This window comes from Noviherbaspirillum sp., from assembly GCF_035254865.1.
Taxonomy (GTDB): Bacteria; Pseudomonadota; Gammaproteobacteria; order Burkholderiales; family Burkholderiaceae_D; genus Noviherbaspirillum.
The window spans coordinates 44,319-64,857 of record NZ_DATFAF010000036.1 but is presented as its reverse complement, the minus strand read 5'-3'; the positions used below and the strand labels follow the sequence as shown (position 1 = coordinate 64,857).

Here is a 20,539-nt window from a genome sequence, read left to right as displayed (position 1 = left end):
GCCGATCGTCAATGGCGAGCGCGTGGTGCGCGTCACTCCGCATTTGTACAACACGCCCGCCGAGCTGGACAAGTTGGTGGCGGCGCTGGAAGCCTTGAAGTAATCGGCGAGGCGGGCGCCTTGCGCCCGCCGTCATCGACTGCAATCAGGATTTGAATAGATTCACGAATCGGCGCGCTGCCGCCTCGGGGTCGTCGACCATGTAGACGCTGCTGATCGCGGCAACCATGTGCGCTCCGTGCGCGACCAGCGTCTCGGCATTTTCCGGCGTCATGCCGCCGATCACGACATTCGGCACCGGCACTTCCGCCCTGGCCTGCGCGAGGATATCGTGAGAGGTCGAGACTTCGTATTTCTTCACCCGCGATGGATAGAAGCCGCCGAAAGCCACATAGCTTGCACCGGCCTGCTGCGCGTCGCGCGCCAGTTGCAGGCTGCCATAGCAGGAGGCGCCGACAATCTTGTCCGGACCGACTGCGGCGCGCACTTGCGCGATGGGCGCATCGGTTCCGCCGACGTGAATGCCATCCGCGTCCAGCTCCATGCACAGATCGACGAAATCATTCACGATGAACGGCCGCCCGAAATTGCGGCACAGCGCCTGCAAGGCCGCTGCCTGCTCCCTGCGCAATTGCGCGCTTGCCGTCTTGTGCCTGTATTGCACCAGCGCCGCGCCTCCGCGCAGACCTGCCTCGGTGACGTCCAGCAGTTTCTGCGTGTCGTCCCAGTCAGGGGTAACCAGATACAAACCTTTCATTTTCCCTCCTCCAGCGATACGAAGCGATTCGGAATGCGCTGCCCATCCGCAATCACATAGGCCGACTGCAAGGCCTGATGGCAATAGGCCTGCGCCTCTTCAATCGCCTCCACCATGGGCTTGCCGCGCGCAAGCAGCGCGGCGATAGCCGACGCCAGCGTGCAACCGGTGCCGTGAAAACTGCCTTCCAGTCGCGGCCAGGTCCATGTGCACTGATTGCCATTGGTGAACCAGCGGTTCACCACATCCGGCCCGCTGTCATGGCCGCCCTTGATCAGCACGTTCGGACAATAGCTCAACAGGGTCTCGACTTGCGTATCGAGCCGCCGGTCGCCGCCGCACAAGGCCGACGCCTCCGGCAGATTCGGCGTGACGAGCGTTGCCAGCGGCAGCAGGGACGCGATCGCCTGCACCGGATTGTCCTGCGACAGGCTGTCGCCATGACCGCTAGCCAGCACCGGGTCGAGCACCACATGCAGATTGGGGCTGCGCTGCTTCATCAGCAAAATGGTGTCGGCAATCGCATCCGCGTTGGCGCGATTGCCGACGATGCCGATCTTGACGGCGGCGATGTCCATCTTGCTGATCAATGCGTGTGCCTGCTGCTGCACCAGACCGGCAGGGACCGGATGGACATTGAACACATGGTCGTTGTCCTGCACCGTCAATGCAGTAATCGCGGACAAGGGATGCGCACCGAGCGCGGAAATCGCAAGTATGTCCGCCTGCAGTCCCGCGCCGCCGCTCGGATCCGAACCGGCGAAAACCAGGACGCTGGGGCGAATCATGTTGCGCGCCCCTCCATCGGCGACGAAGGTGAAGCGGCAAATTTCTTCGGAATGCGGCCGGCCAGATACGCTTCACGTCCGGCCTCGACGGCCAGCTTCATTGCGCGCGCCATGCGGATCGGATCGCGTGCACCTGCAATCGCGGTATTCATCAGCACGCCATCGCAGCCCAACTCCATGGCAATGGCTGCATCCGACGCCGTGCCGACGCCGGCATCGACCAGCACCGGCACCTTCGATTGTTCGATGATCAGCGACAGGTTCCACGGATTGAGGATCCCCATGCCGGAGCCGATCAGCGAGGCCAGCGGCATCACCGCCACGCAGCCGATTTCCTCCAGCATGCGGGCCTGGATCGGGTCGTCGCTGCAGTACACCATCACGTCGAAACCATCCTTCACCAGCGTCTCCGCCGCCTTCAGCGTTTCCGGCATGTTGGGGAACAGAGTCTTCTGGTCGCCCAGCACTTCGAGCTTGACCAGCTTGTGCCCGTTGAGAAGTTCGCGCGCAAGCTGCAAGGTGTACACCGCATCCTTCGCGGTATAGCAGCCCGCGGTGTTAGGCAGGATGGTGTACTTCGACGGCGGCACCACGTCGAGCAGGTTGGGTGCGTTCGGGTCCTGACCGATGTTCACGCGGCGAATCGCCACGGTGATGATTTCGGCGCCGCTGGCTTCCGTCGCAGCGCGGGTTTCCTCGAGATCGCGGTACTTGCCGCTGCCGACCAGCAGGCACGAGCGGTAAGCTTTGCCGGCAATGGTGAGGGGCTGGTCTTGATTCATGTCTTGATGTGTTTGCATAAGCGCTCCGTTTCCGCTTCCTCCCCTGCCAGGGGAGAAATTTCCATACAGCTTAACCGCCGCCGATGGCGCGCACGATGTCCACCCGATCGCTCGGCTGCAACACCCGTTGCGCCCACATATGGCGCGGCACCACCTCGCGATTGATCGCCACCGCCAGCGACTTGCTCGTCAAGTCGAGCGAGGCGATCAAGTCCTGCACATTCAGGTTTTCGGTGATCGGATGCAGCGTTCCGTTCAGTTCGATTTCCATACGCAGTTGGCCCGTCATTGCTTGCGATAGAGTTCCGCGCCGGTCTTCACGAATTCCACCGCCTTTTCCTCCATCCCCTTCTTCAGCGCTTCCTCGTCGGACACGCCTTGCGAAGCAGCGAAGTCGCGCACGTCCTGCGTGATCTTCATCGAGCAGAAGTGGGGGCCGCACATCGAGCAGAAATGCGCCACCTTGGCGGAATCCTTCGGCAGCGTTTCGTCGTGGAAGTCGCGCGCCTTGTCCGGATCGAGACCGAGATTGAACTGGTCTTCCCAGCGGAATTCGAAGCGCGCCTTGGACAGGGCGTTGTCGCGGATCTGCGCACCCGGATGGCCCTTGGCGAGATCGGCGGCATGCGCAGCCAGCTTGTAGGTGATGATGCCTTCCTTCACGTCGGCCTTGTTCGGCAGGCCGAGATGTTCCTTCGGCGTGACGTAGCACAGCATCGCGGTGCCGAACCAGCCGATCATCGCGGCGCCGATGCCGGAGGTGATGTGGTCGTAGCCGGGCGCGATGTCCGTCGTCAACGGGCCGAGCGTGTAGAACGGCGCTTCGTGGCAGTCCTTCAGCTCCAGCTCCATGTTTTCCTTGATCAGCTGCATCGGCACATGGCCGGGGCCTTCGATCATTACCTGCACGTCATGCTTCCATGCGATCTGCGTCAGCTCGCCCAGCGTCTTCAGTTCGCCCAGTTGCGCTTCGTCGTTGGCGTCGAAGATCGAACCGGGGCGCAAACCGTCGCCCAGCGAGAACGACACATCGTATGCCTTCATGATTTCGCAGATGTCTTCGAAGTGCGTGTACAGGAAGGATTCCTTGTGATGCGCGAGGCACCACTTTGCCATGATGGAGCCGCCGCGCGAGACGATGCCGGTCAGGCGCTTGGCGGTCAGCGGCACGTATTGCAGGCGCACGCCGGCGTGGATGGTGAAGTAGTCGACGCCCTGCTCGGCTTGCTCGATCAGCGTGTCGCGGAAAATCTCCCAGGTCAGGTCTTCGGCCTTGCCGTTGACCTTTTCCAGTGCCTGGTAGATCGGCACGGTGCCGATCGGCACCGGCGAATTGCGGATGATCCATTCGCGCGTTTCATGGATGTGCTTGCCTGTGGACAGGTCCATCACGGTATCGCCGCCCCAGCGGATCGCCCAGGTCATCTTCTCGACTTCTTCGCCAATGGATGAAGTGACGGCGGAATTGCCGATGTTGGCATTGATCTTCACCAGGAAATTGCGCCCGATGATCATCGGCTCGCTTTCCGGATGGTTGATGTTGGCGGGAATGATGGCGCGGCCGCAGGCGATTTCGGAGCGCACGAATTCCGGCGTGATCTCGGCAGGAATCGCGGCGCCGAAGGACTGCCCCGGATGCTGCCGGCCCATCAGGTCGGCCAGCTTCTGCCCCATCGGACCGGAAGTTTTCAGGCCCTCAAGGTATTCCTTGCGGCGCAGATTTTCGCGGATCGCAATGTATTCCATTTCCGGCGTGATGATGCCGGCGCGCGCGTAGTGCATCTGCGTCACATTCTTGCCGGACAAGGCGCGGCGCGGCTTGCGATGCAGGTCGAAGCGCAGCTCGGTCAGCTTCGGATCGTTCAGACGCTCGACCCCGTACTGCGAAGAAGGGCCGGCCAGTTCCTCGGTATCGCCGCGTTCGGCGATCCAGCCCGCGCGCAAGGCCGGCAAGCCGGAACGGATGTCGATCTTGATGCTCGGATCGGTGTACGGGCCCGAGGTGTCGTAGACGTAGATCGGCGGATTCTTTTCCGCACCCATCGAGGCCGGCGTATCGGACTGGCTGATTTCGCGCATCGGCACGCGGATGTCGGGACGCGAACCTTCGACGTAGATCTTGCGGGAATTCGGTAGCGGCTGGATTGCCGCTTCGTCCACCTTGGCGGTGGCGGCGAGGAATTGGGGATTGGCGTTCATGATGCTCCTTTGCTAAGACGGTAAAGCGAAGGAGCGGCGGAAAAAGGAGGGACTGACTTTCCGGATGCTTCCCTTCGCTGGCATTACCCAGATCAGGTTCGAGGGTGTTTCTCACCCGGCCGCTTGGCCAGGACCCCTAGCGTTACACCGTCCGGAGCAATCGCTCCGAATGGATAATGCGCGAATTATACGCCAACAGGCGCCAAAGTCCGAGGCAAATCCACCATGTCCCTTATAATGGATGGTTTCGCAGAAACACAAATCAAATCATGGAATTAGCAAAGTCTTTCGAGCCCGCCGACATCGAGAAACACTGGCGTAACGAGTGGGAAAAGCGCGGTTACTACACTGCAAGCACCCATGCCGACAAACCCTCGTTCAGCATCCAGTTGCCGCCGCCCAACGTGACCGGCACGCTGCACATGGGCCACGCGTTCAATCAGACCGTGATGGACGGCCTGACCCGCTATTACCGCATGCGCGGCTTCAACACCGCCTGGATTCCCGGCACCGACCACGCCGGCATCGCGACCCAGATCGTGGTGGAACGCCAGCTCGACGCGCAAAAGATTTCCCGCCATGACCTCGGCCGCGAAAAATTCCTGGAAAAAGTGTGGGAGTGGAAGGAAAAATCCGGCTCCACCATCACCGGCCAGATGCGCCGTCTCGGCGCTTCGACCGACTGGACACGCGAATACTTCACCATGGACGAAAAGATGTCCAAGGCCGTCACCGAAGTGTTCGTGCGCCTGTACGAGCAGGGCCTGATCTACCGCGGCAAGCGCCTCGTCAACTGGGATCCGAAATTGCACACCGCCGTGTCCGATCTCGAAGTGGTGTCGGAGGAAGAAGACGGCAACATGTGGCATATCCGCTATCCGCTCGCGGATGGCGGCGGCCACATCACGGTGGCCACCACTCGCCCGGAAACCATGCTGGGCGACGTTGCCGTCGCCGTCGATCCGGCCGACGAACGCTACACGCACCTGGTCGGCAAGCTGCTCAAGCTGCCGCTCACCGACCGAGAAATCCCGATCATCACGGATGAGTATGTGGACAAGGAATTCGGCACCGGCTGCGTGAAGATCACCCCGGCACACGACTTCAACGACTACGCGATCGGCCAGCGCCACCATCTCGCGCAGATCAGCATCATGACGCTGGATGCGAAGATCAACGAAAACGCACCGGCGAAGTATCAGGGCATGGATCGCTACGATGCGCGCAAGCAGATCGTCGCCGATCTCGAAGCGCTCGGCCTGCTCGAATCGGTCAAGCCGCACAAGCTGATGGTGCCGCGCGGCGACCGCACCGGCGTGGTGATCGAACCGATGCTGACCGACCAGTGGTTCGTCGCAATGAGCAAGCCGGCGCCCGAAGGCACGCACTTCCCCGGCAAGTCGATTGCCGAAGTCGCGCTGGAGAAAGTCGCGGAAGGCTCGATCAAGTTCATCCCGGAAAACTGGACCACCACTTACAATCAGTGGCTCAACAACATCCAGGACTGGTGCATTTCGCGCCAGCTCTGGTGGGGCCACCAGATCCCGGCGTGGTATGACGACGACGGCAAGATTTACGTTGCGCGCAATGAGGAAGAAGCGAAGGCGCAAGCTGGAGGCAAGGCGCTGACGCGCGAGAGCGACGTGCTCGACACCTGGTTCTCGTCTGCGCTGGTACCTTTCTCCTCGCTGGGCTGGCCAGAGGAAACGCCGGACTACAAGATGTTCCTGCCCTCCTCCGTGCTGGTGACGGGCTTTGACATCATCTTCTTCTGGGTGGCGCGCATGGTCATGATGACCACGCACTTCACCGGCAAGGTGCCTTTCGAGAAGGTCTACGTGCACGGCCTGGTGCGCGACGCCAGCGGCCAGAAGATGTCCAAGTCCAAGGGCAACACGCTCGACCCGATCGACCTGATCGACGGCATCGACGTCGAATCGCTGGTCGCCAAGCGCACCACCGGCCTGATGAATCCGAAGCAGGCGGAAAGCATCGCCAAAGCCACGCGCAAGGAATTCCCGAACGGCATTGCGGCCTTCGGCACCGATGCATTGCGCTTCACCATGGCGAGCTACGCCTCGCTCGGCCGCAACATCAACTTCGACCTCAACCGCTGCGAAGGCTATCGCAACTTCTGCAACAAGCTGTGGAATGCGACCCGCTTCGTGCTGATGAACACCGAAGGCAAGGATTGCGGTTTCGATGCCGCCACCTGCGGACCAGACCGCGATTTTTCGCAGGCCGACCGCTGGATCGTATCGATCCTGCAGCGCACCGAAGCCGAAGTCGAAAAAGGCTACGCCGACTACCGCTTCGACAACATCGCCTCAGCGATCTACAAGTTCGTCTGGGATGAATACTGCGACTGGTACCTCGAGGTCGCCAAGGTGCAGATCCAGAACGGCACGGAAGCGCAGCAACGCGCCACGCGCCGCACTTTGCTGCGCGTGCTGGAGACGGTGCTGCGCCTCGCGCATCCGGTCATCCCCTTCATCACCGAGCAGTTGTGGCAGACCGTCGCGCCGCTGACCGGACGCGAGATAGATCCGGCGGTTGATTCGATCATGTTGCAGCCCTATCCGCAGCCCAACCTCGACAAGGTCGACGAGCAGGCCGAGGCGTGGATGGCGCAACTGAAATCGATGACCGATGCCTGCCGCAACCTGCGCGGCGAGATGCAGTTGTCGCCTGCGCAGCGCGTACCGCTGATCATCGAAGCGGCATCCGCCGACCAGGAACAACTGAAGTCGTTTGCACCCTATCTGCAAGCTCTGGCAAAACTGGCCGACGTGCAAGTCGTCGACACTCTGCCGGAGTCACCGGCGCCGGTCTCCATCGTCGGCACGGCCAAGCTGATGTTGAAAGTCGAAATCGACATCGCCGCCGAGCGCGAGCGTCTCTCCAAGGAAATCACCCGCCTCGAAGGTGAAATTGCCAAAGCCAACGCCAAACTCGGCAATGAAAGCTTCGTTGCCCGTGCTCCCGCGCAGGTCGTTGCTCAAGAGAAAGATCGTCTCTTGACTTTCGGAGCCACACTCCAAAAACTGCGCGAGCAATTTGATATATTGCAAAAGAAGTAACGATTAGTCGCGCCAAACTTCTGCTCTGTTCGCGCTCGCGTGAACAGAGCAGTAACGTTTTCACGGCCTGAGGACGGCAATTCAGGCCGCGGTGCCATTCAATCCTAGGAGACAAAAAGATGATTCGACGATTAGTCACTTTCAGCCTGGCAGCGGCTACCCTCGCTGCTTCCGGCGCATGGGCGCAGCAAGCCACAGCGGTCGGCGTATGGAAAACCATCGATGACGAAACCGGCAAACCGAAATCCCTGGTTCGCATCAGCGAAAGCAACGGCGAATTGCGCGGCAAGATCGAGAAGCTGTTCCGCGAAGCAGGTGAAGAGCAGAACCCGAAATGCGACAAATGCGAGGGCTCGCTGAAGGACCAGCCTATCCTCGGCATGACGATCATCACCGGGATGAAGAAGGACGGCGACGAATACAATGGCGGCCAGATCCTCGATCCTGCGAACGGCAAGGTCTACCGGAGCAAGATGTCCGTCATCGACGGCGGCAAGAAGCTTGATGTGCGCGGATATATCGGCGTGCCGCTGCTTGGCCGTACTCAGACCTGGATTCGCGCCGAATAACATCGCAAAATCCGAACTAAAAAAGGCGCCACGCAGGCGCCTTTTGTATTTAGAGCCCCGGGGCGCTCAATGGGTCAGCTTCAAACCGATGATGCCGATCAGGATCAAGGCAACGCAGGCCAGTCGCACGGCCGTCGCCGGCTCGTTGAACAAGAGGATGCCGACAAACGCCGCTCCAGCGGCACCCATTCCGGTCCACACCGCATACGCCGTCCCGACCGGCAAGGTCTTCAAGGTCCAGCCCACCATGGCAAAGCTGACCACCGACACGCCCAGCCCGGCAAGCGCATAACCCCAGCGGGTATAGCCTTCCGACTGCTTGAACAGGATAACCCAGACAATTTCGAGCAAACCGGCGATAAACAGAACAGTCCAGGCCAAGTCGAATCCCCCTGCCGTAGCGATGAATTGATCCGCGCGCGTCAGACGAAAGACACGGTCAGTCCCGGCAAGCTAACGCCGGAAAATGCCGAAGTCCAGGTTTCGCCTGGTTTGATCGGGCACACGTCGGTCCAGGTGCCAGTGGTAATGATTTCACCCGCCGACAAGGGCGGAAACTGCGGCTGCGTCCTGAGCACCCCATGCAAGTGCCACAAGGCGTGCAGCGGACTGCCGAGCACATCGCTGCCGAATCCGGCCGAACGCAGCTCGTCACCACATGACAACGACAGGCTGGCATGGGCGAGGACATTGCCGAGGTTGCGCCGGCTGGCGGCGGACAAGACCTTCGGCTCGCCGATGATCAGGGATCCGTGCAGGCCGAATGCGGCGATCGAATCCACCATTTCAAACTTCCAGCCAGGGAAAGGACACACCACGATTTCGAAGGCATGCGCCATCCATTCGATGCATTCCGCCAGTTCCTCGATGGTTGCCTCGGCTGCCGGCGTTTTCCCGAGCCGGAAGACCAGCTCCGGTCCGATGCGCGGCTGCAAGGCGCCCTGCAAACTCTGGATGCCGCGGTTGTCTTCCGTGTAACGGACCGTCGAATCGAATACCGGGGTCCAGATCGGCGCGTTGACGCCGTATTTTGACCAGATCTTGCGATTGGTAAAACCGATCTTGCGGCCAATCATGGTTTCGCCCTGAGCGGTACGGATATCGATCAGGCTCTTGACGATGTCGTAGCTATCGCCCAGCGACAGCGTACTGGTGGTCGAGAGCGGCGGAATCAGCTGTGCCTTGGCACGCGCGTTGAGCAGTTGGTGCGCAAAGCGGTTGGCTTGGGTGGACATCAGCATGGCGGGACTCGATCGGAAATGAAGTGTGCGCAGGGGATCACTTGCTCTGCGCTTTCAGCGCTGCCCTCGACACTTTACGCGGCTACCATTCCGCAGGATTGCGTTTGGTCAAGCAAAAAAGTGCGCCCGTGCGAAAACGAACATTATAGGGGCATCTTTGCAGTTTGCTTAAGAAGTCGGATTCACTACCGTATTTCTACGGATGTCAGGCAGACAACTAGGGAAAAAGGTTCCCGCAAAATCCGCTGCACTCGCGGACAGCCTAATGCTGCTCCCACAAATCGCCGTTCTGGGCACGCGGCGCGGTTACGCCGAAGTGGGTATACGCCGTCGGTGTTGCAATTCTGCCGCGCGGAGTGCGCTGTAAATAACCTTGCTGAATCAGGTAGGGTTCCAGCACATCCTCGATGGTGTCGCGCTCTTCGCCGATTGCGGCCGCCAGATTGTCCAGCCCCACGGGACCGCCATTGAACTTGAACAACACCGCTTCCAGCAGCTTGCGGTCCATCACGTCGAAACCGACCGGATCGACATCCAGCATCTTCAGCGCTGCATCGGCCATCGCCTTGGTAATCTCGCCGTTGCCCTTCACCTCCGCGTAGTCGCGCACACGGCGCAGCAAGCGGTTGGCGATACGCGGCGTGCCGCGGCTGCGCTTGGCGATTTCCAATGCCCCCTCATCCACGATCATCGCGTTGAGCAGGGACGCGCTGCGCGTCACGATCTTCGCAAGTTCCGCCGGCGTATAGAACTCCAGCCGTGCGACGATGCCGAAGCGGTCGCGCAAGGGATTGGTCAGCATGCCGGCCCGCGTGGTCGCGCCCACCAGCGTGAAAGGCTGCAGGTCCAGGCGCACCGAGCGAGCCGCCGGCCCCTCGCCGATCATGATGTCGATCTGATAATCTTCCAGCGCCGGATACAGGATTTCCTCGACCACCGGCGACAGACGATGAATTTCGTCGATGAACAACACGTCATTCGGCTCGAGGTTGGTCAGCAAGGCAGCCAGGTCGCCGGCGCGTTCCAGTACCGGGCCGGAAGTCTGGCGCAGATTGACACCCATCTCGCGCGCGATGATGTGCGCCAGCGTGGTCTTGCCGAGCCCAGGCGGGCCGAACAGCAAGGTATGATCCAGCGCTTCGCGGCGCTGCCGCGCCGCGGTGATGAAAATCTCCAGTTGCGCGTGAATCTTTTCCTGCCCCACATACTCGTCCAGCTGTTTCGGACGCAACGCACGCTCGATCGCCTCCTCGTTGCTCGAGGCCGGCGTGGCGGAAATGATCCGCTGTTCGGTGAAATTGTCAGTCTGGATACTCATAAAGCCATTCCTTCATCATGCCTTGGACAGTGCCTTCAGCGCGAGCTTGATGCCCTCCGAAACGCCGGTTCCCGCCGGCACCTGCTTCAAGGCCAGCATTGCTTCCTTGTCCGAATAGCCAAGCGCGATCAACGCATTGAGGACGTCCGAGGCCGCGTCGTGCTGCATGACGCCGCTCACTGCCCCAAGGTCGGCGCCGAGTTTGCCCTTGAGTTCCAGCAGCAGTCGCTCGGCGGTCTTCTTGCCGATGCCCGGGATCCTGGTCAACCGCCCGGCCTCCTGCAGCGTGATTGCCTGCGACAGATCGGCCACCGACATGCCTGACAGGATCGACAAGGCTGTACGCGCGCCCACACCGGAAATCTTGATCAGTTGCTTGAACACGTTGCGTTCTTCCGCGGTGCCGAAACCGTACAACAGATGCGCATCCTCGCGCACCGCCATATGCGTCAGCAACACCACCTTTTCACCCATCGCCGGCAAGTTGTAAAAGGTACTCATCGGCACATCGATTTCATAGCCGACGCCACCGCAGTCAACCAGCAATTGGGGCGGATTTTTCTCAAGCAGAGTTCCGGAAATGCGTCCTATCATGGCAAATAGCGTAGTGAAAAATTGGCAGCTTGTTGGCAATTGCGGAGGATCCGAGACCCTCGCCGCGGCACATTGCAGACGAGAGTTTCTTCAAGACCCTGTCAGATGAATCATACAGGACATTGATCGCTGTCCCACATCACCCACGGCGTATTTCCCCTTGGACCGGGACTATTCGCGAGGCAAGGATTTTTTTCCATGGAAAAGGCTCCAACCGACATTGCAGAATCCGCGACATCGTCTTTCGTCTTCAAGCGCAGGGCGACGCTCGCGGGCGATTTGAGGCGATTCTTGAAACGACAGATGCGCTTGCGGCTACAACGCCTGCTTCACAGTCATCCGCTCAGACTTCCCCTGTTCTGGGCAGCGACGGTGCTCGGCATGATCTGGGCCGCACCGCTGACCTTGTTCGGGCTGTTGGTCGGCCTGCCGGTGGTCCTGTTTCGCGGTCATCTTCAACTGGTACGCGGCCACACCATCACGCTGCTGGCACGTGGCCCGATCGCCGACTGGATTCTCAACCGCCATCCGTTCGGCCCTATGAACGCGATGGCGCTCGGCCACGTCGTGATCGCGGAACGCCGGGGTTTGTCATCGCGCGTACTCGTCCACAAGCTCACGCATGTCCGGCAAGCCTCGCGCTGGGGGCCGTTTTTTCCGTTTGCCTATCTGGCGTCCAGCATCTGGGCATTCATGCGTGGACGCGATGCATACTGGCACAACCGGTTTGAAATCGCCGCGCGCAAAGCGGAAAAACATTTTTAGCCAACCAGACGCCCGCGCCGCACGCGCAATCCCTTCTTCGCGAGCGCCGGTGCCAGGCCGCCAAGCGTGGACAAGGCCTCGCCGCTGTGCGCGTGGCAGATGGCCACGCCCAATGCGTCCGCCGCGTCGGTGCTGGGCATGCCGGACAACATCAGCAGACGTTGCACCATATCCTGCACCTGCTGCTTCTGCGCCTTGCCATGGCCGACGACTGCCTGCTTGATTTGCAAAGCCGTATATTCCGCTACTGCCAGGTCCGCGCTCACCAGCGCACAAATCGCCGCGCCGCGCGCCTGGCCGAGCAATAGTGTCGATTGCGGATTGACGTTGACGAACACCTTTTCAATCGCCGCACAATCGGGGGCGTAGGTGCGAATGATTTCCGAAACGCCGCTGAGGATGGTCTTCAGTCGCTGCGGCAGGTCCGCATCGGGCGTCTTGATGGTGCCGGAAGCAATATAGCCGAGCTTGCTGCCCTGCTTGCTGATCACGCCGAAACCGGTGGTGCGCAGGCCGGGGTCGATGCCGAGGATTTTCATGCATTAGCCATTCCCGCTTGCGCGGGAACGGCTCTCAAAGAGTTCAATGACGGAAATGACGCGTCCCGGTGAACAGCATCACCACGCCGCGCTCGTCGGCTGCGTCGATCACTTCCTGATCGCGCATCGAACCACCCGGATGAATCACGCTGGTTGCGCCGGCATCGACCACCACGTCGAGACCGTCGCGGAACGGGAAGAAGGCGTCCGAAGCCACGGCGGAACCGCTCAAGGACAAGCCGGCATTCTGCGCCTTGATCGACGCGATGCGCGCGGAATCGACACGGCTCATCTGGCCTGCACCCACGCCCAGCGTCATGCCATTACCGCAGAATACAATGGCATTCGACTTCACGAACTTGGCAACGCGCCACGCGAACATCAGGTCCTGCATCTGCTGCGGCGTCGGCTGCTTCTTGGTCACCACTTTCAGCTCAGCGACGACAACGTTCTTGGCATCGGGCGACTGGATCAGCAAGCCGCCGCCGACGCGCTTGCAGTCGTAGGTATTGACGACGCGGTCAAGCGGAATTTCAAGCAGGCGCACGTTCTGCTTCGGCGCGAAAATCTGCCTCGCTTCCGCAGTGAACGACGGCGCGATCAGCACTTCGACAAACTGCTTGGAGACTGCCTCGGCGGCCTTGCCGTCGAGTTCGCGGTTGAAGGCGATGATGCCGCCGAAGGCCGAGGTCGGATCGGTCTGGAATGCCTTGGTATAGGCTTCCAGCGGATCGGCGCCGATCGCGACGCCGCAGGGATTGGCGTGCTTGACGATCACGCATGCCGCGCTGTTGCCGGATGCCTCGAAGGTCTTCACGCATTCCCATGCCGCATCCGCGTCGGCGATGTTGTTGTAGGACAGTTCCTTGCCCTGCAACTGCTTGTAGTTCGCGAGCGCACCGGCCACAGGTGCAATGTCGCGGTAAAACGCCGCGGACTGATGCGGGTTCTCGCCGTAACGCATTTCCTGCACTTTTTCGAAATGCAAGTTGAGCGTTTGCGGATAGGCGCTGCGCGTCGCGTGCTGCTTGTCTTCGCCCAACGCAGTCAGGTAATTGGTAATCGCGCCATCGTACTGCGCGGTGTGCGCGAACACTTTTTTCGCCAGGGCGAATTTGGTGTCGTAACCGACTTCGCCCTTGTTCGCCTTCATCTCGTCCAGCACGCGGCCGTAGTCGGCCGGATCGCAGACCACCACGACGTCCTTGTGATTCTTGGCCGACGAGCGCAGCATGGTCGGGCCGCCGATATCGATGTTTTCAATGGCATCTTCCAGCGTGCACTGGTCCTTGGCGACCGTTTGCTGGAACGGATACAGGTTCACTACCACCATGTCGATGGTCGGAATGCCATGCTTCTGCAACGCCGCCACGTGCTCCGGCAGATCGCGACGCGCCAGGATGCCGCCATGCACTTTGGGATGCAGCGTCTTCACGCGGCCATCGAGCATTTCGGGAAAGCCGGTGTAATCCGCAACCTCGGTCACCTTCACGCCGTTATCGGCCAGCAGTTTCGCCGTGCCGCCGGTGGACAGGATGTTCACGCCCATGGCAGACAATGCCTTCGCAAAGTCGAGGACGCCGGTCTTGTCGGAGACCGAAATAAGAGCTTGTTTGATCATGATGAACGCGCAGGAAGTGATTGATAACGTAAAAACGGTGCCGCCGGCCTGCGCCGACTGACTGCCTTTACGTTATGGATCACAGCAATCCGTGTTGCTGCAGTTTCTTTCGCAATGTATTGCGATTAATGCCCAGCATTTCGGCGGCCAGCGATTGATTGCCGTCAGCACGCTCCATCACCGCTTCGAGAATCGGCTTTTCCACGGTAAAGACCACCATTTCATAGACATTTGACGGCTGCTGTTCGCCCAGATCCTTGAAGTATTTCTCAAGACTTTTCTTGACGACGTCCTGGATGTTGTCTTTGCTCATGGAAGTAAAGTATTGTAATTTTTATATTTTTATGCGGCCAGCTTTTGCTCGGCAAGGCCGTATTGTAACCGGTCGCCGAAGGCCGCCTGGGATTCGAAAAATGCATCAACGGCTGCGAGTTGTTCTTCGCAGCTTTCGAGCCGGTTCATCTGCTGCCGGAACGCTTCGCCGCCAGACAAATCGCGCACATACCAACCGATATGCTTGCGCGCGGTGCGCAAGCCCATGTACTCGCCATAAAACGCGTAATGCGCCTGCAAATGCTCATTCATCAATGCGCGCACTTCCGCAACCAGTGGAGGCGGCAGGTATTGTCCGGTACGCAGGAAGTGATCGATCTCGCGGAAAATCCAAGGCCGCCCTTGCGCGGCGCGGCCGATCATCACCGCATCGGCCCCCGTCACATTCAGCACATGGCGGGCTTTCTCCGGTGAGGTGATATCGCCATTGGCCACCACCGGAATCGATACCGCGGCCTTCACCGCTGCAATCGTTTCATACTCCGCCTCGCCGCCGTAACCGTCAGCGCGTGTCCGGCCATGCAGGGTCAGCATCGCGATGCCGCTTTCCTGCGCCATGCGCGCGATGGTCAACGCATTCTTGTTCTGACGATTCCAGCCGGTGCGGAATTTCAGCGTGACAGGCACGTCGACGGCCGCCACCACCGCATCGAGAATCTCGCCGACCAGCTTCTCGTTCTGCAACAGGGCGGATCCGCACCAGCTGCTGCACACTTTCTTGACCGGGCAGCCCATGTTGATGTCGATGATTTGCGCCCCACGATCGACATTGAACCTGGCGCAGGTCGCGAGTACAACCGGATCGGCACCGGCAATCTGCACTGCTTTCGGCTCCATCTCGCCATCGTGATTCGTGCGACGCGCGGTCTTCTCGCTGTCCCACAGGCGCGGATCCGACGCCGCCATTTCCGACACCGCGTAGCCGGCGCCCAGCTGCTTGCACAGCTGACGGAAAGGCCGATCCGTCACTCCAGCCATGGGAGCGACGAAAACATTGTTTCGGAGGAAGTGAGGACCGATATTCACGGAATTGAGAGGTGGGTGCAGATGCCAGCCGCTATTTTAGCCGCTCCGCAGCATCCATCAAATTGGCAATACCAATGATTGAGCGCAACATATAGGTGAGAGCGACGCTGTCGCTCGAATTGCTTATTCCCGATCAATTTCATCCAGCGACTGTTGCGTCTCGAGATGACTTACGTCGCCCCAGCGCAAAAGTTGCAGCTTTTTCCCGTCCCAAACGAAACGATTGATACTCGCATTGAAGATATCGAAGTCGCGTGCATGCTCGAATCCCACGTCCTGGGCGGCGCGATACGCGCATTCGAGCACGCCGCCGTGGGCAACCAGAGCAATCCTGCGATACTGGCCCTGAGACGCAATGCGGATGATGGTGCCAACCGCGCGCTGCGAAAACTCGCGCAAGGTCTCCGCCTCATGCACGCCTTTCGGAAAACGCGCGTCGATGTCGCGCGACTGCCAGGCGGTATACGCTTCCGGATAGCGCGCTCCGATTTCGGCATACAACATGCCCTCGAACGCGCCATAGCACCGCTCGCGCAGACCGGGATCCAGCGCGACCGTCATGCCGCGCGGCGCAGCGATCGCTTTTGCAGTCTGCCGTGCCCGTTGCAGGTCGCTGGAGAAGATGGCATCCAGCGGTTCACTCATCAGCGCATAGCCAAGCGCCGCCGCCTGCAGTTCACCTTCCGCATTGAGCGGAATATCGAGATGGCCCTGCAGGCGTTTCCTGGCGTTCCACGCGGTTTCTCCGTGGCGTATCAACAAGATTTCTGTCACAAAAACTCCGGATTCCTCTACTGAGCCTAACCGGCCTTCGCCAGTTTCGGGTTGAGCGTATAAGTGCCCGCTATTTTAGCTTCACCAAGAATATGACCGCGCATCGCGTCGCGTACCTGCGGGCCGCTGAACTTGCCCTCGACCGGCAAGCGCTCGACGTCCAGCGCATACAAGGTGAAGACATAGTGGTGCATGATCGAATCGTTCCATGGCGGGCAAGGGCCGTCATAGCCGAAATAATCGCCTGCCATATCCTTGTCGCCGGCAAACCAGCCGGTGTAATCGTTGATGCCGTGACGACCAGGGCGCCCGCCACCGATCTCCGGCCCGGGCTTTCCGCGCGGCGTCACTTCATTGCTGTACTGCCCCGCCGCGATGGACGACACGCTCGCCGGCAGATCGATCAAGACCCAATGAAAAAAATCGACACGCGGCAGATCGGCCGGCACCGTCTTGCCTTCCTGGTTTACGTCGTCGCCACGCGACGGGACGTCATAGTCGTGGCAGATCAGCGCCAGCGATCTGGTGCCTGCCGGAAGATCGCTCCAGGCCAGGTGTGGATTCCTGTTGGCCGACAGGGTCACATGCGTTGCCGGATCAATGACGCCAAACGCGAATTCGCCGGGAATAGCGGCGCCATCCTTGAATGATTCGCTCCAGAGTTTCATCTTGACCTCCTGTGATTATTGGTTGACGGATAGTGTGTGATGCTGCTGGAACTCATTGATGAAATGAGTTTTTCCTATTGTCCCTTATGACACCGCCGGCGGTTTGATCTGCAGCCAGAATGTCACCGGACCATCGTTGGTCAAAGACACCTGCATGTGCGCGCCGAACCGACCTGTTTCGACGCAGGGATGCTTGGCACGCGCCCGTTCTGCAAAAAAATCGAACAGGCGCCGGCCTTCATCCGGTGTCGCGGCCGGCGTGAACGAGGGCCGCGTTCCCGATTGCGTATCGGCCGCCAGCGTGAATTGCGGCACCAGCAGCAATCCGCCTTGCGTGTCCACCACGCTGCGATTCATCTTGCCCGCATCGTCCGCAAATACCCGGTAAGACAGCAGCTTGGCCAGCAGGGCATCGGCCTCCCTTTCGCTGTCGTTGCGCTCGGCGCAGACCAGCACCATCAAGCCCTTGCCGATTGCGCCGACGGTCTCGCCTTGCACCGTGACTTTTGCCTCGAGAACCCGCTGCAGCAGTGCAATCATGCCGTTCTACGCCAGCGTGACGCGAGCAAACTTGCGCTTCCCGACCTGAAGCACGAAGGTTCCCGCCTCGACCTTCAACCCCTTGTCGCTGATCGTCGCGCCGTCGATGCGCACGCCGCCCTGCTCTACCATGCGCAAGGCCTCCGAGGCCGACGGACAGAGATTGGCCTGCTTCAGCAATTGCCCGATGCCAAGCGGCGCACCCGACAAGCTGACTTCGGGAATGTCATCGGGGATGCCGCCGCGCGCACGGTTGTTGAAGTCCGCCAACGCGTCTTCTGCTGCTTTCGCCGAATGAAAGCGCGCGACGATTTCCTGAGCGAACAAGACCTTGAGATCGCGAGGATTGCGGCCGCCTTCGACTTCCTTCTTGAACTGCTCGATTTCCGCTGTCGAGCGGAAAGACAACAGCTCGTAATAACGCCACATCATCGTGTCCGAAATGCTCATCAGCTTGCCGAACATCGTATTTGCCGGTTCGGTAATGCCGACATAGTTGCCTTTCGACTTCGACATTTTCTCGACGCCGTCGAGCCCTTCGAGCAAGGGCATGGTCAGAATGCACTGTGGCTCCTGCCCGTAATGCTTTTGCAGTTCGCGGCCCACCAGCAAATTGAATTTCTGATCCGTGCCGCCGAGCTCCAGATCGGACTTGAGCGCCACCGAATCGTAGCCTTGCATCAACGGGTACAGCAGTTCATGCACGGAAATCGGCGTGCCGGCTTTGAAACGCTTTGTAAAATCTTCGCGTTCGAGAATACGCGCCACGGTATATTTTGCAGCGAGCTGGATCATGCCGCGCGCGCCAAGCGGATCCGACCACTCGGAGTTGTAGCGGATCTCGGTGCGCGCCGGATCAAGCACCAGGCTCGCCTGAGCGAAGTAGGTTTTGGCGTTTTCTTCAATCTGCTCGCGGGTCAGCGGCGGACGTGTGACATTGCGGCCGGACGGGTCGCCGATCATCGACGTGAAATCGCCGATTAGAAAAATCACCGTATGGCCCAGGTTTTGCAATTGCCGCATCTTGTTGAGCACGACCGTATGTCCAAGATGCAAATCGGGCGCGGTCGGATCGAGACCGAGCTTGATGCGCAAAGGTGTTCCGGTCTTTTCGGAGCGCGCAAGCTTTTGCGCAAATTCGGTTTCGATCAACAATTCATCGACACCGCGCTTGGCGACGGCCAAGGCTTCCTGAACGGAATCCGACATTGGCAGTGCGTCAGGCGCGGCATTATTGTTTTGCAAGTTCTGGGAGACGTCCATGAGCTGAGAAAAATTAAAAATCCACCGTGAAAAATCCATACCATGGCTTGGTATAATCGCCGCTTATTTTCAACCTTGCAATGCAACAATAAAAGCAGGATGAAAATCGAGGCTTGTGAAGCGCACATGCGAAGCACTGTCTCACTCTCGGTGACGGAACGCAGGTGCAGCGAGGCGATTGCCTCAGCATGCGCGCCCTTCCGGAACTATCCGCGCCGTTGCTTCACTCACAAGCACTTCAGTAAAACAGCAAATTTTAACTTATTGCATGCTCCCTACAGACAAATTCCTGAAACTGGGCTCGAGCAGCAAGCTTTTTTTCGGTTCATCACGCAAGACGCGCATCATCTCCGCGTCCGCCTTGTTCCTCGCCGCATGCGCATTCGGTGCCGCCGGTGTCGCACCGATGGCGCCGGACGCCGCTGATCTGCCGGTCAAGTCGATTACCGAAGAGCTTGCCATTCCCAGTTTGTCCGAGCAGATCGCGAAGCTGCAATCGGACGATCAGTTGTACATTCGCGAAGAAAGAGTCCGCTCCGGCGACAACCTGGCAAGCTTGCTGAACCGCCTGGGTGTGCACGACGATGCTGCCGCCGCCTTCATCAAGGCGGACCACGTCGCGCACAGCGTGCTGAATCTCAAGGCGGGGCGACGCGTGCAGGTGCAAACCAGCAAGGATGGCCAGCTGCTGCGCCTGTTGGCGACGCTGTCCGAAGGCAGCAATCAGCCGATCCGCAATATCGTGATTTCGCGCGACGGCAATCAGTTCACAGCCTCTGAATCGGCTGCGGCGATGGAGCGGCGCATTGAAATGCACACGGCTGAAATCAAGTCGTCACTGTTCGCCGCCACCGACACAGCCCAGATCCCCGATAGCATCGCGACCCAGATCGTCGACATGTTTTCGACCAATATCGACTTCGCATCCGATCTGCGCCGAGGCGACCGTTTCAATGTCGTCTACGAAACCTTCTGGCAAAACGGCGAGTATGTACGCTCCGGCCGCGTACTGGCGGCCGAGTTCAACAACGCGGGCAACAAGTATCAGTCGGTCTGGTTCGACGAGCCGGGCAGCAAGCAAGGCGGCGGCTATTACACCTTCGACGGCAAGGCACTCAAGAAAGCATTCCTGAAGTCGCCGCTCGAGTTCAGCCGTGTTTCCTCCGGTTTCTCGATGCGCCTCCATCCGATTCTCGGCCAATGGAAGCAGCACAAGGGCGTCGACTTCGCCGCGCCATCCGGCACACCTATTCGCGCCGCCGGCGACGGCACGGTGGACTTTGTGGGCACCCAGGGCGGCTATGGCAACGTGGTCGTCCTCAAGCATTGGAATAGTTATTCAACGGCCTACGCGCACATGAGCCGTTTTGCCGGCGGCCTCAAGCGTGGCATGAAGGTCAGCCAGGGCGAGGTGATCGGCTACGTCGGATCCACCGGCTGGGCCACCGGTCCTCATCTGCACTACGAATTCCGCGTCAACAATCAGCCACGCGACCCCTTGTCAGTGGACATTCCCAATGCGCAGCCACTGGCCGGCGCCGAACTGCAGCGCTTCCGCAGCGTTGCCGGCGAGATGCGCCATCGCTTCGCATTGCTCAATCCGCAAGACGAGAACGTCAAACTGGCATCCAAGTAATTTGACATGAACAAACCGTTCAAGCGCCTGTAAAATCAGAGCACTT

The 20,539-nt window shown here is 59.9% G+C and carries 21 protein-coding genes and 1 riboswitch; of the genes, 4 read left to right on the top strand and 17 right to left on the bottom strand.

What is annotated here, in order from left to right; genetic code table 11:
• Positions 1–145: 145 nt before the first annotated feature.
• From thiE to thiC, 5 genes are read right to left on the bottom strand one after another with little or no spacing between them, the layout of a single operon-like run.
• Positions 146–757 (bottom strand): thiamine phosphate synthase, encoded by a 612-nt coding sequence (thiE, locus tag VJ651_RS09960; RefSeq protein WP_324107305.1) that lies wholly within the window; start codon positions 755–757, stop codon positions 146–148.
• The gene (locus VJ651_RS09955) at positions 754–1,545 is read right to left on the bottom strand and encodes a hydroxymethylpyrimidine/phosphomethylpyrimidine kinase (protein WP_324107304.1); all 792 of its coding nucleotides are present in this window, start codon (positions 1,543–1,545) and stop codon (positions 754–756) included. The genes thiE and VJ651_RS09955 overlap by 4 nt, the downstream gene beginning before the upstream one ends.
• On the bottom strand, positions 1,542–2,345 hold the full coding sequence (locus VJ651_RS09950) for a thiazole synthase (RefSeq protein ID WP_414691332.1): 804 nt from the start codon (positions 2,343–2,345) through the stop codon (positions 1,542–1,544). The genes VJ651_RS09955 and VJ651_RS09950 overlap by 4 nt, the downstream gene beginning before the upstream one ends.
• 52 nt (positions 2,346–2,397) lie before the next feature.
• Positions 2,398–2,616 (bottom strand): sulfur carrier protein ThiS, encoded by a 219-nt coding sequence (gene thiS, locus VJ651_RS09945; protein ID WP_324107303.1) that lies wholly within the window; start codon positions 2,614–2,616, stop codon positions 2,398–2,400.
• Positions 2,613–4,526 (bottom strand): phosphomethylpyrimidine synthase ThiC, encoded by a 1,914-nt coding sequence (gene thiC / locus VJ651_RS09940; RefSeq protein ID WP_324107302.1) that lies wholly within the window; start codon positions 4,524–4,526, stop codon positions 2,613–2,615. Before thiC ends, thiS begins: the two co-directional genes overlap by 4 nt.
• 52 nt (positions 4,527–4,578) lie before the next feature.
• Positions 4,579–4,674, bottom strand: a riboswitch (TPP riboswitch).
• 121 nt (positions 4,675–4,795) lie between these two features.
• On the opposite strand from thiC, the gene VJ651_RS09935 reads away from it, so the two are divergent.
• Entirely contained in the window at positions 4,796–7,606 is a 2,811-nt protein-coding gene (locus tag VJ651_RS09935) for a valine--tRNA ligase (protein WP_324107301.1), read from the top strand.
• 119 nt (positions 7,607–7,725) lie between these two features.
• Positions 7,726–8,175, top strand: a complete 450-nt coding sequence (locus VJ651_RS09930) for a DUF2147 domain-containing protein (protein WP_136418810.1) — start codon at positions 7,726–7,728, stop codon at positions 8,173–8,175.
• 66 nt (positions 8,176–8,241) lie between these two features.
• Here VJ651_RS09930 and VJ651_RS09925 read toward each other — a convergent pair whose 3' ends face one another.
• From VJ651_RS09925 to ruvA, 4 genes are all read right to left on the bottom strand, one after another.
• Entirely contained in the window at positions 8,242–8,556 is a 315-nt protein-coding gene (locus VJ651_RS09925; protein WP_324107300.1) for a multidrug efflux SMR transporter, read from the bottom strand.
• A 41-nt stretch (positions 8,557–8,597) separates the two neighbouring features.
• Positions 8,598–9,416, bottom strand: coding sequence for a 2-keto-4-pentenoate hydratase (locus VJ651_RS09920; RefSeq protein WP_324107299.1), 819 nt, complete (start codon positions 9,414–9,416; stop codon positions 8,598–8,600).
• Positions 9,417–9,678: 262 nt separating this feature from the next.
• Positions 9,679–10,734: a Holliday junction branch migration DNA helicase RuvB gene (ruvB, locus tag VJ651_RS09915; protein WP_324107298.1), complete on the bottom strand. Its 1,056-nt coding sequence runs from the start codon at positions 10,732–10,734 to the stop codon at positions 9,679–9,681.
• Between the two features lie 15 nt (positions 10,735–10,749).
• Positions 10,750–11,328, bottom strand: a complete 579-nt coding sequence (ruvA, locus tag VJ651_RS09910; protein ID WP_324107297.1) for a Holliday junction branch migration protein RuvA — start codon at positions 11,326–11,328, stop codon at positions 10,750–10,752.
• 198 nt (positions 11,329–11,526) lie between these two features.
• Between ruvA and VJ651_RS09905 the strand changes: the two genes are divergently transcribed.
• A complete protein-coding gene (locus tag VJ651_RS09905; RefSeq protein WP_324107296.1) occupies positions 11,527–12,093 on the top strand; it encodes a hypothetical protein in 567 nt (188 codons plus the stop codon).
• Here the strand turns inward: VJ651_RS09905 and ruvC are convergent.
• The 8 genes from ruvC to tyrS all read right to left on the bottom strand — a co-directional run bounded on the left by ruvC (position 12,090) and on the right by tyrS (position 18,803).
• A complete protein-coding gene (gene ruvC, locus VJ651_RS09900) occupies positions 12,090–12,632 on the bottom strand; it encodes a crossover junction endodeoxyribonuclease RuvC (RefSeq protein WP_324107295.1) in 543 nt (180 codons plus the stop codon). The genes VJ651_RS09905 and ruvC overlap by 4 nt on opposite strands.
• Before the next feature lie 43 nt (positions 12,633–12,675).
• The gene (gene purH / locus VJ651_RS09895; RefSeq protein WP_324107294.1) at positions 12,676–14,253 is read right to left on the bottom strand and encodes a bifunctional phosphoribosylaminoimidazolecarboxamide formyltransferase/IMP cyclohydrolase; all 1,578 of its coding nucleotides are present in this window, start codon (positions 14,251–14,253) and stop codon (positions 12,676–12,678) included.
• 79 nt (positions 14,254–14,332) lie between these two features.
• Positions 14,333–14,566, bottom strand: a complete 234-nt coding sequence (locus tag VJ651_RS09890) for a Fis family transcriptional regulator (protein ID WP_119740369.1) — start codon at positions 14,564–14,566, stop codon at positions 14,333–14,335.
• A gap of 29 nt (positions 14,567–14,595) precedes the next feature.
• Positions 14,596–15,612, bottom strand: coding sequence for a tRNA dihydrouridine synthase DusB (dusB, locus tag VJ651_RS09885; RefSeq protein WP_324107293.1), 1,017 nt, complete (start codon positions 15,610–15,612; stop codon positions 14,596–14,598).
• A gap of 123 nt (positions 15,613–15,735) precedes the next feature.
• Positions 15,736–16,386, bottom strand: coding sequence for a histidine phosphatase family protein (locus VJ651_RS09880; RefSeq protein ID WP_324107292.1), 651 nt, complete (start codon positions 16,384–16,386; stop codon positions 15,736–15,738).
• 26 nt (positions 16,387–16,412) lie between these two features.
• Positions 16,413–17,054: a YbhB/YbcL family Raf kinase inhibitor-like protein gene (locus VJ651_RS09875; protein WP_324107291.1), complete on the bottom strand. Its 642-nt coding sequence runs from the start codon at positions 17,052–17,054 to the stop codon at positions 16,413–16,415.
• Between the two features lie 84 nt (positions 17,055–17,138).
• Positions 17,139–17,594: a D-aminoacyl-tRNA deacylase gene (gene dtd, locus VJ651_RS09870; protein WP_324107290.1), complete on the bottom strand. Its 456-nt coding sequence runs from the start codon at positions 17,592–17,594 to the stop codon at positions 17,139–17,141.
• Between the two features lie 6 nt (positions 17,595–17,600).
• Positions 17,601–18,803: a tyrosine--tRNA ligase gene (gene tyrS, locus VJ651_RS09865; RefSeq protein WP_414691331.1), complete on the bottom strand. Its 1,203-nt coding sequence runs from the start codon at positions 18,801–18,803 to the stop codon at positions 17,601–17,603.
• A 322-nt stretch (positions 18,804–19,125) separates the two neighbouring features.
• Between tyrS and VJ651_RS09860 the strand changes: the two genes are divergently transcribed.
• Entirely contained in the window at positions 19,126–20,493 is a 1,368-nt protein-coding gene (locus VJ651_RS09860) for a M23 family metallopeptidase (RefSeq protein ID WP_324107288.1), read from the top strand.
• Positions 20,494–20,539 lie beyond the last annotated feature (46 nt).